Consider the following 16,016-nt stretch of genomic DNA (forward strand, 5'->3'; position numbering starts at 1 on the left):
AACGGCCCGATGACATCCCAAGCCTGATCAGTCAGTTCATGACGTCGTACCACGAACGGACCAACGACCGACCGACTTTACGGACACGCCCTAGGACAGCAGCCCCGGCGCCGCCCGGTCCAGGACCGAGCCCACCCGCTCCCACGTCTCCACGTCCCGCTCCACCGCCTCCAGCTCCGGCCCCGCGCCCGTGCCCCACGACGACGCGATCGCCACCGGGTCCTCGCCGGTCGCGGCGCTCGCCGCCAGGGCCGCCGCCCCCAGGGCGACCAGTTCGCCGGTCTCGGGGACGATCAGGGCGCGTCCCGACAGCCGCCGTACCGTCTCCACCCAGGTCCGCCCCTGCGCCCCGCCGCCGATCAGCCGCAGCGGGCGCGCCGCCACCCCGGGATCGGCCGGGTCCAGGCCGCCCGCCCGCAGCACCTCGTCCAGCGCCCGCAGCACCGTGACCGCCGCGCCCTCGTAGGCGGCGCCCAGCAGCTGCTGCGGCGTCGTGTCGTGGCGCAGGCCGGTCAGCAGGCCGGAGGCGGCCGGCAGGTCCGGGGTCCGCTCGCCGTCGAGGTACGGGAGGAGGACGGCCTCGCCGCCGGGCGCCGCGTCCTCGCGGTCGAGCCGGAGCAGGTCCGCCACCTTGTCGACGGCGAGCGTGCAGTTGAGCGTGCAGGCGAGCGGGAGGTACGTACCGTCGGCCGCCGCGAACCCGGCGAGCGCGGCGGAGGCCGGCCGGGTGCGGGTCGCGGCGAACACCGTGCCCGAGGTGCCGAGGCTGAGCACCGGGTGGTCGAGCAGCCCGGCGCCGCCGAAGCCCAGGCCCACGGCCGCGCTCATGTTGTCGCCGGTGCCCGCCGCGACGGCGATGCCGGCCGGCAGGCCCAGTTCGGCCGCCGACCCGGCGGTGAGCGAGCCGATCCGGGTGGCCCCGGTCTCGGCGACGGGCGGCAGCAGCGCTTCGTCCAGGCCGAGGAGGGCGAGCAGCTCGGGGTCGTACGCGCCGGTGGCGGTGGAGTACCAGCACGTGCCCGACGCGTCCCCCGGGTCCGTGGCCGCCGTGCCCGCGAGGCGTTCGGTGAGGAAGTCGTGCGGGAGCCTGATCGCGGCCGTGGCGTCCGCCAGGGCGGGGTCGTTCTCGCGCAGCCACCGCCACTTCGTCGCGGTCATCGACGCGACCGGTACGGACCCGGTGCGCGCCGTCCACGCGTCGGGGCCGCCCAGCTCATCGGTCAGCGCGACGGCCTGCGGCGCGGACCGGGTGTCGTTCCACAGCAGCGCCGGGCGCAGCGGCCGGCCCCTGCGGTCCAGGACGACCAGCCCGTGCTGCTGGCCCGCGACCGCGATGCCGACGACCGCGGAGGGCTCGACGCCGGACTCCTTGAGGCCTGCGGCGACGGCGTCGCGCAGCGCGTTCCACCACACTTCGGGGTCGCTCTCGCGGGCGCCGCCCTCACCGGTCACCCGGTGCGGGGCGCGGCCCACGGCGAGCAGCCGTCCGGTGGTGGCGTCCGTGAAGGCCGCCTTCGTGGACTGGGTGGAGCTGTCCACGCCGATGACGACCGGGCTCTGCGGCATGCGCGTACCTCTTCCCTGGACCGGTCGGTGCGGCCGTCCGGCGCGGTTTTGAACGTCGGAGGAACAAATTACGCGATCGCGCGGCCCACGGGAACGGCCGGTGGGATCATCCTCTTCGACACCGCGTGCTCGTGCGTCTTCGACGCCACAGAAGAAGGCCGACACGGATGAGCGGAGCCAGGGGCTTTTGCGCACCGGCAGCGGCGTGCTTTATTAGTCATGTCAGGAAACAAAAAGGTCGGCACGTGCCGGACCTGAGGTATCGAAGGCGGCCAGAGAATGACGGAACGCTACACGCCCACCCCCGAGGACAAGTTCAGCTTCGGTCTGTGGACCGTGGGCTGGCAGGGCAGGGATCCGTTCGGTGACGCGACCCGCCGGGCGCTGGACCCCGCCGAGTCCGTCCAGCGCCTCGCGGAGCTGGGCGCGTACGCCGTGACGTTCCACGACGACGACCTGATCCCCTTCGGCTCGTCCGACGCGGAGCGTGAGTCGCACATCAAGCGGTTCCGGCAGGCGCTGGACACCACCGGGCTCGTGGTCGAGATGGCCACCACCAACCTCTTCACCCATCCCGTCTTCAAGGACGGCGGCTTCACCGCGAACGACCGCGACATCCGCCGGTACGCGCTCCGCAAGACCATCCGCAACATCGACCTCGCGGCCGAGCTGGGCGCCAAGGTCTACGTCGCGTGGGGCGGCCGCGAGGGCGCCGAGTCGGGCGCCGCGAAGGACGTGCGGCTGGCGCTGGACCGGATGAAGGAAGCCTTCGACCTGCTCGGCGACTACGTCACCGAGAAGGGCTACGACCTCAAGTTCGCCATCGAGCCCAAGCCGAACGAGCCGCGCGGCGACATCCTGCTGCCCACCGTCGGCCACGCCCTCGCGTTCATCGAGCGCCTGGAGCGGCCCGAGCTGTTCGGCGTCAACCCGGAGGTCGGCCACGAGCAGATGGCCGGGCTGAACTTCCCGCACGCCATCGCCCAGGCCCTCTGGTCCGGCAAGCTCTTCCACATCGACCTCAACGGCCAGAACGGCATCAAGTACGACCAGGACCTGCGCTTCGGCGCCGGCGACCTGCGCGCCGCCTTCTGGCTCGTCGACCTGCTGGAGACCGCGGGCTGGGACGGCGCGCGGCACTTCGACTTCAAGCCGCCGCGCACCGAAGACTTCCACGGCGTGTGGGCCTCCGCCGCCGGCTGCATGCGCAACTACCTGATCCTCAAGGAGCGCGCCGCCGCGTTCCGCGCCGACCCGCAGGTCCAGGAGGCGCTGCGGGCCGCGCGCCTGGACGAGCTGGCGCTCCCGACGGCCGCCGACGGACTGGCCGGGCTGCTCGGTGACGCCGGTGCGTACGAGGAGTTCGACGTCGAGGCGGCCGCCGCGCGCGGCATGGCGTTCGAGCACCTGGACCAGCTCGCCATGGACCACCTCCTCGGCGCCCGCTGACCGGAGGACACCGCGGGAACGCCGTACGGAGGGACGCCGTACGGAACGCGCGCGGGGCGGGCTGGTGTCAGCCCGCCCCGCGCTGTACGTCCGCCACCGGCGTCAGTGCGTCGTGCGTGTCCGCTGTACGTACGCCACCGGGTCGGCCAGCACCGCCCGTACCACCAGGGCCGCCGCGCCGCGCGCCGCGTCCCCCGCCGACGAGGACCCCCGCAGCCGTCCGCTGTCCCTCGGCCACAGCCCCGACACCACCCGGGCGGTCAGCTCCCGGTCGGCGGCCGGGGACAGCCAGGGCATCAGCTCCCGGTAGATCCCGCCCAGCACCACCGCGTCCGGGTCGAAGAGGTTCACCGCGCCCGACAGCACCCGGCCCAGCATCACCCCGGCCTGCTCCACGGCGGCCACCGCCCGCGTGTCACCGCCCCGCGCCCGGCGCTCCAGTTCCGCGACCCCCGGCACGCCCGCGTTCTCGTCGATCCCGGCCGACCGCAGCAGCGCGGACTGCCCCGCGTACTGCTCCAGGCAGCCCCGGGACCCGCACCGGCACAGCGGGCCCTCCGCGTCGACCACCACATGGCCGATCTCGCCCGCGAACCCGTGGGCCCCGCGCAGCAGTTCGCCGTCCAGCACCAGCGCGCCGCCCACCCCGATCTCACCGGTCAGGTAGAGGAACGTGCGCAACGGGCCCAGGCCGCCGAACCACAGCTCGGCCAGCGCCGCGAGGTTGGCCTCGTTCTCCGAACTCACCGGCAGCGCGGGCAGATCGGGCCGCAGCTCGGCCAGGGCCTTCGCGAACAGGTCCTCGGCCGGGACGCGGTTCCACCCCAGGTTCGGCGCCTGGCGGACCGTACCGCCCGACACCAGTCCCGGCAGGGCGAGTCGCACGCCGACCGGCAGGAGATCCTGCTCGGCCGCCGACTCCAGGGTGCGGGCGGCGATCCGGGCGCCCCGCGCCAGCACCTCGGCGGGCAGCGCGCCCCGGTTGTCGATGTGTTCGGTGAGGCGGACGCGGTCGGTGCCCGACAGGTCCACGACGCACACCGACACGTAGTCGATGTTGATCTCGACACCGATGCCGGCCGGACCCGAGCGGGTCACCTTGAGGACCGTGCCGGGGCGTCCCGCCTGCCCGCTGAAGGTCTTGCCCGACTCGGAGAGGAAGCCGCTGTCCAGCAACTGTTCGACCAGCGAGGACACGGCCGCCCGGGTCAGACCGACCCGGGCCGCCACGCCGGCCCTGGTCGCTTCCCCCTCGTCCCGCACCGCGCGCAGCACCAGGCTCAGGTTGTGCCGGCGCACCGTCTCCTTGTCGGCCTTGGGGCCGAGGGAAGTGTGATTGCTGTTCATCTCGCGGTCGAGCCTATGTGATCGGCGGGCCGCTGCCGCTCGCCGACTTGTTTAAGTTAATTAGTAATAAACGTTGACAGCGTTCGGGCGCGCCGCCACAGTCTTCGTCGTGGCGCCGCCGCCGCGGTCCCGGGGGAACGCTCCGGTGGGCGGGGCGCCGACGATTCCCCAACTCTCGGGAGACACAGTGACTTCGCATCGTGCAGGGATGGTGCGTGCCCGGCGGGCCGCGGCGGCCCTGGGGGCCGCCACGCTGGTAGGGATGTCCGGGCCGGTGGCGCACGCCGCCGGCCCGGCCGCGCCCGGCACCACCGACCAGGGCGCGCCGCGCTACTACAACAGCGGCCTGGCCCCGACGCCCTACATGGGCTGGAACACGTACTACGGCCTGGGCGCCCCGACGGAGAGCGCGGTCAAGTCCGTCGCCGACCACCTGGTCAGCAGCGGTCTCAGGGACAGCGGCTACAACATCGTCTGGCTGGACGGCGGCTGGCAGGCCGACACCCCGCGCGACAGCCGGGGACGGCTGACCGCCAACGCCACCCGCTTCCCGTCCGGGCTGCCGTCGCTGGTGACGTACCTCCACCAGCGCGGCCTCAAGGCCGGGATCTACACCGACGCGGGCACCTACGACGGCGGCAAGAGCTGCGGGCTCGGCAGCCGGGGGTACTACGAGCAGGACGCCCGGCAGTTCGCGCGCTGGAAGTTCGACGCGGTGAAGATCGACTTCCTGTGCGGGATCGCCGAGAAGCTCGATCCGGGCCCGGCGTTCAAGGAGTTCAGCGACGCCCTCGCCAAGGCGGGCCGGCCCATGCTGCTGAACCTCTGCAACCCGCTCACCGACGACTGGGGCCTGCCGCACACCCCGGCCCAGGACGCGCACAACGCGTACACCTACGGTCCGACGACCGGCGACTCCTGGCGTACGGGCACGGACCTCGCGTTCGGTACGCCGTACCCGGGCAACTGGCCCAACATCCTGCGCAGCGCCGACGCCAACGCGGCACACCCCGAGGCCCAGGGCCCCGGCCACTACAACGATCCGGACTACCTGCTGCCCATGCGGAAGACCGCGGACGGCTCGTACGAGCTGAACGAGGAGGAGTCCACCTCGCAGCTGGTCCTCTGGTCGGTCATGGGCGCCCCGCTGGTCATCGGCTCCGACCCGCGCACCCTGCCCCAGTCGATGATCGACACCCTGCGCAACCCCGAAATCCTCGCCGTGGACCAGGACCCGCTCGCCATCCAGGGGGTACGGGTCGCCTCGGACGCCACCGGCGACGTCTACAGCAAGGTGCTCCAGGGGACGGGCAGGCGCGCGGTCGCGCTGCTCAACCGCTCGGACCAGCCGGCGCAGCGCACGCTGACCTTCGCCGACGCCGGCCTGACCGGGAACATCACCGTCCGCGACCTGCGGGCGCGCCAGGACCGGGGGACGCACACCGGTGCGTACACCGTCACGGTCCCCGCGCACGGCACGGCCTTCCTCAAGTTGTCGGGCACGGACGCCGCTCCGGGTGCCTCTCTCGGTACGAAGTCCTCGGCCAGCCCCGCGCTGGTGGCGGACGGCGACCGGCTGACGGCGTTCACCCGCGCCACCGACGGCGCGCTGGTCCAGCAGACCGGCCGGGACGGGGCGTGGACCGGGCACTCCGTCCGTCTGGGCGGTCCCACCCACGGCCGGATCCTCGGCCAGCCGGCCGCGTACGGCTCGGCGGGCGGGCGGATCGACGTGTTCGTACGGGGCACGGACGACGCCACGTACCGCCGGACCTTCAGCGGCGGTGCCCACGGCACGTGGGGCGCCTGGCGGAGTCTCGGCGGCCGGATCACGGACGCGCCGGGGGTCGCCTTCCGGGGCCCGGACGACTGGACGCTCTTCGCGCGCGGCGCCGACGGGCTCATCACCTCGCGCGGCCCGTCCGGCGGATGGACCCCGGTGGGCGCGCCCGGTGACGCGCCGACGTACGGGCGGCCCTCGGCCGTCACCGACGCGGCGGGCCGTACCCATGTCGCCGTACGGACGGCCGACGACGCGGTCTGGGAGCGCGTGCGGTCGGCCTCCGGGGCCTGGTCGGAGTGGACCTCTCTCGGCGGTACGGTCAGCGGCAGCCCGACCCTGGTGGCGGCGGGCAGCAGTGTCTACCTCTTCGCGCGGGCCAGTGACTACACGCTCTGGCAGCGCAACTACTCCGCCGACTCCGGGGGCGGGGAGGGCGCCTGGGGCGGCTGGTTCCCCCGGCCTCCGTTCGTGAGCGGTGTGTTCGACGGGTCGCTCGGCGGGGTCGCGGCGGCCGACAACACCGTGCTGATCGCCTATCGCGGGGTGGCCGGAGCCGTACACCAGAGCCGGCTCTGACCGTTCGCGGTGCGGGCCGGCGGGTTCCTCAGGACCTCCGGGCGATGTGCCCGGGGATGCGCCCGGGATCTGCCGGCCCATCAGGAATAAATTAGTAATTAATCTTGACGCCGACCTCGGCGTCACGTCAATCTGTACCCGCCGAACGAGGGCCCGGCCGTCAGGGGGCCCGGCCCCGTTCCGCGGGCTTAGCCAGGGAGTTCCTCCATGATCAACTCAGTACCCAGCCGCCGGCGGTTCCTCGCGGGCACGGGCGCCGTCGGCGCCGCCGCGCTGATGAGCGGATGCGTCACCTCGGGCCCGAGCACCAAGACCTCCTCCGGCGGCGGGCCCGTCACCCTCCAGTCGAACCTCTCCTCGCCCCAGGCGAAGAAGGCGATGGAAGACCTCGTCGCCGGCTTCAACAAGCGCGGCGGTGCCAAGGCCACGCTCAACACCGTCGCCTCGGAGACGTTCCGCACCCAGCTGCCGACGTACCTGACCTCCGCCCAGCCGCCGGACCTGCTCACCTGGTACCCCGGCTCGGTCGCCGACTCGTACGCCAAGAAGGGCCTCCTGCTCGACGTCAGCGACATCTGGACGAAGCCCGAACTGTCCGGCTACAGCGAGGCGTTGAAGAAGCTCTGCACCTCGTCCGACGGCAAGAAGGTGTTCGTTCCCGCCACCTACTACTGGTGGGGCTGCTTCTACCGGAAGTCGAACTTCGCCAAGTGGGGCGTCCAGGAGCCCACGACCTGGGACGAGTTCCTCGACCTGTGCGACAAGCTCAAGAAGAAAGGCGTCGCCCCGATCGGGATAGGCGCCGGCGGCAACACCGCCTGGGTGGCGTCCTCCTGGTTCGACTACCTCAACATCCGGATCAACGGCGCCCAGTACCACCGCGACCTCCTCGCCGGGAAGCACCGCTTCGACGACCCCGAGGTCCACAAGGTCTTCGACCGGTGGAGCGAGGCCCTGCCGTACTTCGACCCCAACGGCACCGCGCTCGCCTTCCAGGACGCCACCACCTCCCTGCTCCAGGGCCGTACGGGCATGATGCTGATCGGCACCTTCTTCGCCGACTCCGCCCCCAAGGACATGCTCGACGACATCGACTTCTTCCGCTTCCCGGTCATCGACCCGAAGGTCCCGCTCGCCGAAGAGGGCCCCACCGACGGCTACTTCGCGAGCGCCCACACCGGCCGCAAGGACGAGGTCAAGGAACTGATGACCTACATGGCCACCGTCGAGGCCCAGGAGATCTACCTCAAGGGCTCCTCCGGCACCGCGCTGCCCACCAACCCCAAGGCCAAGGACACCGGGACCCCGCTGGTGAAGAAGGGCCGCGCGCTGATCGAGGGCGCGGCGGACGTCACCCAGTTCTTCAACCGCGACTCCAGCGACGCCCTCCAGCCGTCGGCGGACACCGCGCTCACCCGCTTCCTCGCCAAGCCCAAGGAGATCAACTCCATCCTCACCACCTGGCAGCGGGACGCCCAGAAGATCTGGGGCCAGTGACATGGCGGTCCTGACCGCGGCACGGCGGCGGAGGCGGGGAGCGACGCGGGTCCCGCCCGTGGTCCTCGCCTTCGTCCTCGTACCACTCCTGGCCGAGGCCTTCTGGGTGTTCTGGCCCGCCGTCCAGGGTTTCTACCTCTCGCTCACGAACTGGGACGGCGTCTCGGCGCCCACGTTCGTCGGACTGGGCAACTACCGTGAGATGTTCGGCGACAGCGTCTTCCGCACCGCGCTGCTCGACACCGTCCTGTGGCTGCTGCTCTTCGGCGGACTCTCCGCGCTCCTCGGCCTCGGCGCCGCCCTGCTCCTCCAGCAGGAGCGCCGCGGAGTCGGCTTCTACCGGGCCGCGCTCTTCCTGCCCGTGGTGTTCTCGCTGACCGCCACCGCCCTGGTGTGGCAGGCGATGTACCAGCCCGACGGCCTGATCAACAACACACTGGAGTTCTTCGGTCTCGGCAGCCTCCAGCACGCCTGGCTCGCCGACCAGGACACCGCCCTGTACGCCGTGATCGTGCCCGCGCTGTGGCGCCAGATCGGCTACGTGATGGTGCTCTACCTCGCCGGGCTCAAGGGCATCGACCCGGTGCTGTACGAAGCCGCGAAGGTCGACGGCGCCACCCGGTGGCAGCAGTTCCGGCACATCACGATCCCCCAGCTGCGCGGTGTCAACGCGGTGGTCCTGTCGGTCATCGTCATCGACTCCTTGCGCTCGTTCGACGTCGTGTGGGCGCTCACCCGCGGCGGCCCGTACCACTCCTCCGAACTGCTCTCCACGTACATGTACTCCACCGCCTTCCAGTCCCTCCGGCTGGGATACGGCTCCGCCCTCGCGGTCGTGATCTTCGTGCTGGCCTTCGGGGTCATCGTGTCCTATCTCGTCCGCGCCTTCCGGGAGGCCGACTGATGACCGCCATGAACCGGCGGGCCAGGCACCGCGCGTGGGCCACCGCGAGCTTCCACGCCGGAGCCGGCGCGCTGTCCCTCCTGTGGCTGGTGCCGATCGCGCTCGTCCTGGTCACCAGCGTGCGCTCGTTCGACGACATCGCCGCCAACGGCCTGGGCAGCCTCCCGCACTCCTTCACCCTCGGTGGTTTCCGCCAGGCGTGGGTGGACGGCGGACAGGGCCGCGCCCTCCTCAACAGCCTGCTGGTGTCGGTCCCGACCGTGCTGCTGTCCCTCGCGCTGGCCTCCATGGCCGCCTTCGGACTGGCCCGCTACGACCTGCCGTTCCGGCGTACCCTGCTCCTGGTGATGCTCGGCGGCAACCTCCTGCCGCCGCAGATCCTGCTCATCCCCGTCTCCAAGATCAGCGAAGCGCTGGGCCTGTACGACTCGCTGTACGCGCTCATCGGCGTCCAGGTCGGCTTCGGCGTCGGCTTCTACGTCTTCGTGCTGCACGGTTTCATGCGGTCCATCCCGCCCGAGATCCAGCAGGCCGCCGTCATCGACGGCGCGGGGCCCTGGCAGATTTACCGGCGGATCATCATGCCGCTGACCACCCCCGCCCTCGCCGCGCTCGGCGCGCTCTCCTTCACCTGGATCTTCAACGACCTGCTGTGGGCGATCACCGTGCTGCGGACCGACACCAAGATGCCCATCACCGCGTCCCTCATCGGGCTCCAGGGCCAGTTCGTGTCGATGTGGAACGTCATCGCGGCCGGCTCGGTCATCGCCGCCGCCCCGACCGTCGTCGTATTCCTGCGGTTCCAGCGCCACTTCGTGGCCGGACTCAATCTGGGAGCAGTCAAGTGACCCCGCACGACACAACTCCGGTGGGTACGGGGCTGCCGGACGACCGGTGGCTGCTGCGCACCGACCACACCACCTACGCGGTCGCCCTCGCCGGTGACGGCCGGTGGGCCGAGCTGACCGCGTGGGGACCGCACGGCGTGGAGACAGGGCCCCCGGCGCTGGACTGGTCGCGCCGCACCCACTTCATCACCCCCGCCGACGCGTCTCCCGCCGAGTACATCCCGTACGGACTGCGGCCGTTCACCGGCGCGGACCTGGTCGCCCAGCGGCCCGGCGAGGAGCGGGGGGTGTGGTGGCGGTTCACCGAGGCCGCCCAGGACGGCGACCGTACGCTCCGGCTGGTCTTCGCCGACGACACCCTCGGCCTGACGGCGGCCCTCTGCTACGAGGCCGTCCCCGGCACCGACGTGATCCTCCGCTGGACCGAACTGACCTGCACCGGTGACACCGAACTGCGCCTGGAGCGCTTCGACTCCGCCGCCGTGAACATCCCCGTCGCGGGCGGCGCCCGGCTCACGTACCTTACCGGACAGTGGTCCCAGGAGTTCCAGCGCACGCAACTCGACCTCACCCGGGGCCGCTTCGAGATGGCGTCCACCCAGGGAGTGCCGGGGCACGCCTACGCGCCGTGGCTCGCCGTCCAGGATCTCGCGTCGCCCGCCGAAGGAGCCACCCCCACCTACGGGGTGGCCCTGGAGTGGTCCGGCAACTGGCACCTCACCACCGACGCCGAGCCGGGCGGCGCCGTCCGCGTCCGCGCCGGACGTGTGCCCCACGAGGGCGCCGTACGGCTCGTCCCCGGCGCCACCCTCACCACCCCCCGGCTCGCCTGCGCGTTCAGCTCCGAAGGACTCGACGGCCTCGCCCGGGTCTGGCACCGCTACGAACGGCACCTGACCGGAGCCCGGATGGACCGCCCCCGCCAGGTTCTCTACAACTCCTGGGAGGCGACCGGCTTCGACGTGGACGCCGGGACCCAGCTCGAACTTGCGCGGATCGCCGCCGAGATGGGCGCCGAACTGTTCGTCGTCGACGACGGATGGTTCCCCGGCCGGGACGACGACACCGGCGGCCTCGGTGACTGGACTCCCGAACCGGTCTCGTTCCCGCAGGGGTTCGACCACTTCATCGGCGAAGTCCGCGCCCTGGGCCTGGACTTCGGGCTCTGGGTCGAACCGGAGGCCATCAGCCCGAAGTCCGCGCTGTACGCGGCCCACCCCGAGTGGGTCTACCGGATCGACGGCCGCCCCGCCACCCTCGTACGCAACCAACTCCTCCTCGACCTCGGCCGCGAGGACGTCCAGGACTTCGTCCTCGCCACCTTCGACCGGCTGCTCGGCGACCACGCGATCAGCTACCTCAAGTGGGACATGAACCGCCCGCCGACCGAACGCGGCAGGCCGGGCGGCGGCCCCGTCGAGGAGCAGGACCTCGACGCCGCGCACGTCGCCGGCTACCTGCGGGTCCTCGACCACCTCCGTGACCGCCACCCGCACGTCACCGTCGAAGGCTGCGCGGGCGGCGGCGCCCGGATCGAGCACGCCACGCTCGCCCGTACGGACGTCGTGTGGCCCAGCGACAACACCGCGCCGCTCGACCGGCTCTCCATCCAGTACGGCTACCTCCACGCCCACGCGCCGCACACCATGAGCTCCTGGGTCACCGACTCACCCGGCGTCTTCGACCCACGCCCGCGCTCGCTCGGCTTCCGCTTCGTCAACTCCATGGCGGGCGTCCTCGGCATCGGCGCCGACATCCGCACCTGGTCGCCGGAGCGGCGCGCCGAGGCGGCGGAGTGGATCGCCCGTTACAAGGACGTGCGTGAGGTCGTCCATCACGGGGAGGTCCACCTGCTGAACACCCCGGCCGACGCGACCTGCGGCATCCAGTACGAGGAACCGGGCGGCGCACGCGTCGTCGTCACCGCGTGGAACACCGGCCGCCTCGACGGCGCGCCGCTGGTCCCGGGGCGCGCGGCCCGGCTGCGGCTGCGCGGGCTCGAACCGACGGCCCGTTACGTCGACAGGGCGTCGGGCCTCACCTACAGCGGCGCCCATCTGGTCCATTCCGGCGTCCCGTTCGCGTGGACCGAGCGGTACGACGCGGAGCTGGTCGTTCTCACCCGGGAGTGACCGGGTCCGGGTGAGCGGGTCCGGGTGACCGGCGCCGAGTGACCGGTTCGGGGTCCGGCCGGTCACTAAAGTCTTCACGTCGCCCGGGCCCCGTACAGCCGTACCGCCGCACCACCGTCCCACCGCAGAAGAGCCCTCCCCGCACCCCAAGGAGTCGACCCGCCCCATGAACGGAACCGCCCGCTTCACCGACCGCGTCGCCGTGGTCACCGGAGCCGCCTCGGGCATCGGCGCCGCCACCGCGGAACGGCTCGCCGCCGAAGGCGCGGCCGTGGTCCTCGCCGACGTCGCCACCGAGCGCGGGGAGGCCGCCGCGGCCGGCATCCGTACGGCCGGCGGACGCGCCGTGTTCGTCACGGCCGACGTCTCCGGGCAGGACGACTGGGACCGGATCGTGGCCGCCGCGCACACCTTCGGCCCGGTCGGTGTGCTCGTCAGCAACGCCTACACCGTCGATGTCGCGCCCGCCCACACGATGACCCTCGCCTCCTGGGAACGACAGCTCGCCGTCAACCTCACCGGCGGGTTCCTCGGCTTCCGGGCCGTCCTGCCCGACCTGCGGGAGCAGCGCGGCGCGGTGGTCCTGACCTCGTCCGTGCACGCCCACAAGGGCATCCCGGGCCACCCCGCGTACGCCGCCTCCAAGGGCGCGCTGCTCTCGCTGTGCGGACAGCTCGCCGTGGAGTACGGCCCCGAGGTGCGGGTCAACGCGGTCCTGCCGGGACCGATCCTCACCGCCGCCTGGGACCGGGTGCCGGCGGAGGACCGGGAGCGCAGCGTCGCCGAGACGGCGGCCCGACGCTTCGGCAGACCGGAGGAGGTCGCCGCCGCGATCGCCTTCCTGGCCGCCGAGGAAGCCTCGTACATCACCGGATCGAGCCTGCTCGTGGACGGCGGCTGGAGTGTGGTGAAGGCGTCGGCCTGACCGCCGGCGCCCGCTGGGCCCTGTCCGGCGGACAGGCTCCAGGGCACCACCCCACCGCCGGACCCGACCGACCAGCAGAAAGGCATAACGACATGACGCCATACGCGCGCCGCGGAGTGCACGGCCAGACCGTGGAGACTCTTGCGCGCCGGGTGCTCAGCGGGGAGATTCCCGAGGGGGCGACACTCGATCTCGTGGCGTTGCAGAGCGAGTTGGACGTCAGTCTGACCGCGCTGCGCGAATCGCTGAAGGTGCTCGCCGCCAAGGGGATGGTCGACGCGCGCCAGAAACGGGGGACGTTCGTCAGGGCGCGCGCCGACTGGAACCTGCTCGACGCGGATGTGCTGCGCTGGCAGTTCGCGGGCGGCACCAGCTCGGACGCCGACCTCGGCCTGCTGCGCAACCTCGGCGAGGTGCGCGGGATCGTCGAGCCGGCCGCCGTACGGCTGGCGGCCCGGCGCCGCACCGACGCCGACCTCGCGGAGCTGGAGGCGGCGCTGGCGGCGATGGGCGACGGCGGGGGCGAGGCCGCGCACGCGGTCGAGGCCGACCTCGCCTTCCACCGCGCGCTGCTCGCCGCGACCCACAACGAGCTGCTCGAACGCATGGAGATGGTCATCGAGTCCGGGCTGGCCCACCGCGACCAGATCGTGCACAGCTCCCCGCACGGCGAGGACCCCGTGCCCAGCCACCGCGCCGTTCTCGACGCGGTACGGGCGGGGGACCAGGACGCGGCGGAGGCGGCCATGCGGGCCCTGCTCGACCAGGCGGTACGCGACCTGGACAAGGTCCACGGGACGCCGGGGGACCGCGGCGCGGGGGACTCCGGGGCCCGGGGCTCCGAGGCCGGGGACTCCGGCGCCCGGGGCGACGGCGCGCGGGACACCACCACCGACACGAAAGGCACCGAGGCGAAGTGAAGATCGTTCGCGTCGAGACGTTCCTCGTCCCGCCCCGCTGGCTGTTCTGCCGCGTCGAGACCGACGAGGGTGTGGTCGGCTGGGGCGAGCCGGTGGTCGAGGGCCGCGCCGAGGTCGTACGGGCCGCGGTCGACGTCCTCGCCGAGTACCTGGTCGGCCGGGACCCGCTGCGGATCGAGGACCACTGGCAGGTGCTCAGCAAGGCCGGCTTCTACCGGGGCGGCCCGGTGCTCTCCAGCGCCGTCGCCGGGATCGACCAGGCGCTGTGGGACATCGCGGGCAAGACGTACGGCGCGCCGGTGCACGCCCTGCTCGGGGGTCCGGTACGGGACTCCGTCCGGGTGTACGCGTGGGTCGGCGGCGACGAACCCGCCCGGCTCACCGAGGAGATAACCGAGCAGGTCGAGGCCGGCTTCACCGCCGTGAAGATGAACGCGTCCGGCCGCACCTCCCCCCTCACCACCGCGGCCGAGACCGCGGCGGTGGTGGACCGGGTGGCCGCCGCCCGCGCCGTCCTCGGCCCGCACCGCGACGTCGCCGTGGACTTCCACGGCCGGTTCAGCCCGGCGAGCGCGCGGCGTGTCCTCCACGAAATCGGCCCGCTGCACCCGCTGTTCGCGGAGGAGCCGCTGCTGCCCGAGCACGGTCATCTGCTGCCCGCGCTGGTGGCCGCGAGCGAGGTGCCGATCGCCACCGGTGAACGGCTGTACGGGCGGGCGGAGTTCCTGCCCGCGCTCGCGGCGGGCATCGCCGTGGCCCAGCCGGACCTCTCGCACGCGGGCGGCATCTCGGAGGTGCACCGGATCGCCTCTCTCGCGGACGCGTACGGGGCGCAGCTCGCCCCGCACTGCCCGCTGGGGCCGATCGCGCTCGCCGCCAGCCTCCAAATAGCCTTCTGCACACCGAACTTCCTCATCCAGGAGCAGAGCAGGGGCATCCACTACAACAAGGACGCCGACCTGCTGTCGTACGTGGTCGACCCGGAGCCGTTCCGTTTCGTCGGCGGCCAGGCCCGGCGCACGGAGCTGCCCGGGCTCGGCATCACGGTGGACGAGGCGGCGGTACGGGCCGCCGACCGGACGGGCCACGCCTGGCGCAACCCGGTGTGGCGGCACGCGGACGGCTCGTTCGCGGAATGGTGAGCGCTGTGCCCGCTTCCGTACCTGAACCTGGCGATCTGGCCGCGCCCGGGCCCGTATCCGGTCCCGCGCCGTACGATCTGCCCGCGCCCATATCCGAGGCCGCGCCCGAATCCGCGCCGGAGGAGCTGCCCGCGCCGCGCATCGTCACCGACCCGGCCCACGGCGGCCGTTGGACCTCGCTCACCGCCGGTGGCCGGGAGTGGCTGTGGCACCGCGACGAGCCCCGCAGGGCCGGGGTCGGGCCCGGGGACCCCTTCGCCGACGCCGGGGGCCTGGAGGAGTGCGTCCCCACCGTCCGGGGGACCCCCGACCACGGGGACGCCTGGTCGCGGCCCTGGCGGCGCGAGGGTGAGGAGATGTCCGTCGACTGCCCCGACTTCCGGCTCACGCGGCGCGTCTCCGCCGGGGCGGGCAGGACCGTCGTCGACTACCGGCTCACCGCCGCGCCCGGCTACCGCTTCCTCTGGGCCGCGCACGCGCTGCTGGAGGTCTCCGGGCGGGCCCGCGCCGTGATGGCGGGCGGCGCGGCGGTCCGGCTCTACCCCGACGGGGGCGCGGGGTGGGTGCCGGGCAGCTGGCCGGAGGCGGCGGGGGTACGGCTCGACCGCCTCGGCCCCGACGACGGTACGGCGCTCGGCGCGGTGGTCGACGCGCGTGAGGTGTCCGTACGGGACGGCGCCGACGGCCTCCACTTCGCGCTGGAGGCCGGGGACCAGCCCGTCTCCGTGGCCCTGTGGCGCAACCTGGGGGGCTTCCCCGAGGACACGCCGTACCGCTCCATCGGGGTCGAGCCGATGCTCGGCCGGGTCTTCGACCTGGCGGCGGCCGGTGCGGCGGACGCGGCCAGGGTCGGTCCGTCCGGCGAGGTCCGCTGGCGGCTGACCGTGACGGCGACCCGCCACCGCTGACGAGAACGCGGCCGTCGTG

General features: G+C 72.8%; 12 protein-coding genes. 10 read left to right on the top strand and 2 right to left on the bottom strand.

The features are described from left to right. Positions 1-90: 90 nt before the first annotated feature. Positions 91-1,566, bottom strand: coding sequence for a xylulokinase (gene xylB, locus ACIODU_RS32200; RefSeq protein ID WP_401772436.1), 1,476 nt, complete (start codon positions 1,564-1,566; stop codon positions 91-93). Positions 1,567-1,845: 279 nt separating this feature from the next. Between xylB and xylA the strand changes: the two genes are divergently transcribed. After that, a complete protein-coding gene (gene xylA, locus ACIODU_RS32205; protein ID WP_356428616.1) occupies positions 1,846-3,015 on the top strand; it encodes a xylose isomerase in 1,170 nt (389 codons plus the stop codon). A gap of 102 nt (positions 3,016-3,117) precedes the next feature. Here xylA and ACIODU_RS32210 read toward each other — a convergent pair whose 3' ends face one another. Then, positions 3,118-4,362, bottom strand: coding sequence for an ROK family protein (locus ACIODU_RS32210; protein ID WP_356428613.1), 1,245 nt, complete (start codon positions 4,360-4,362; stop codon positions 3,118-3,120). A gap of 208 nt (positions 4,363-4,570) precedes the next feature. Here ACIODU_RS32210 and ACIODU_RS32215 point away from each other — a divergent pair, with 208 nt between their 5' ends. The 9 genes from ACIODU_RS32215 to ACIODU_RS32255 all read left to right on the top strand — a co-directional run bounded on the left by ACIODU_RS32215 (position 4,571) and on the right by ACIODU_RS32255 (position 15,997). Further along, a complete protein-coding gene (locus ACIODU_RS32215) occupies positions 4,571-6,721 on the top strand; it encodes a glycoside hydrolase family 27 protein (RefSeq protein WP_401772441.1) in 2,151 nt (716 codons plus the stop codon). Between the two features lie 207 nt (positions 6,722-6,928). After that, positions 6,929-8,218, top strand: coding sequence for an extracellular solute-binding protein (locus ACIODU_RS32220; protein ID WP_327233488.1), 1,290 nt, complete (start codon positions 6,929-6,931; stop codon positions 8,216-8,218). Position 8,219: 1 nt separating this feature from the next. Next, a complete protein-coding gene (locus ACIODU_RS32225) occupies positions 8,220-9,122 on the top strand; it encodes a carbohydrate ABC transporter permease (protein WP_401772444.1) in 903 nt (300 codons plus the stop codon). Further along, positions 9,122-9,970, top strand: a complete 849-nt coding sequence (locus ACIODU_RS32230; protein ID WP_356428604.1) for a carbohydrate ABC transporter permease — start codon at positions 9,122-9,124, stop codon at positions 9,968-9,970. Before ACIODU_RS32225 ends, ACIODU_RS32230 begins: the two co-directional genes overlap by 1 nt. Then, positions 9,967-12,102 (top strand): alpha-galactosidase, encoded by a 2,136-nt coding sequence (locus ACIODU_RS32235; RefSeq protein WP_401772446.1) that lies wholly within the window; start codon positions 9,967-9,969, stop codon positions 12,100-12,102. The genes ACIODU_RS32230 and ACIODU_RS32235 overlap by 4 nt, the downstream gene beginning before the upstream one ends. A gap of 166 nt (positions 12,103-12,268) precedes the next feature. Further along, complete coding sequence (locus ACIODU_RS32240; RefSeq protein ID WP_401772449.1) at positions 12,269-13,027, top strand: SDR family NAD(P)-dependent oxidoreductase; 759 nt, start codon at positions 12,269-12,271, stop codon at positions 13,025-13,027. A 92-nt stretch (positions 13,028-13,119) separates the two neighbouring features. Further along, a complete protein-coding gene (locus tag ACIODU_RS32245) occupies positions 13,120-13,947 on the top strand; it encodes an FCD domain-containing protein (protein WP_356428595.1) in 828 nt (275 codons plus the stop codon). Continuing rightward, a complete protein-coding gene (gene dgoD, locus ACIODU_RS32250) occupies positions 13,944-15,089 on the top strand; it encodes a galactonate dehydratase (RefSeq protein ID WP_401772453.1) in 1,146 nt (381 codons plus the stop codon). The genes ACIODU_RS32245 and dgoD overlap by 4 nt, the downstream gene beginning before the upstream one ends. Positions 15,090-15,094: 5 nt before the next feature. After that, positions 15,095-15,997, top strand: a complete 903-nt coding sequence (locus tag ACIODU_RS32255; protein ID WP_401772456.1) for a hypothetical protein — start codon at positions 15,095-15,097, stop codon at positions 15,995-15,997. Positions 15,998-16,016: the final 19 nt, after the last annotated feature.

The organism is Streptomyces sp. NPDC088261 (assembly GCF_044740805.1).
Lineage (GTDB): Bacteria > Actinomycetota > Actinomycetes > Streptomycetales > Streptomycetaceae > Streptomyces.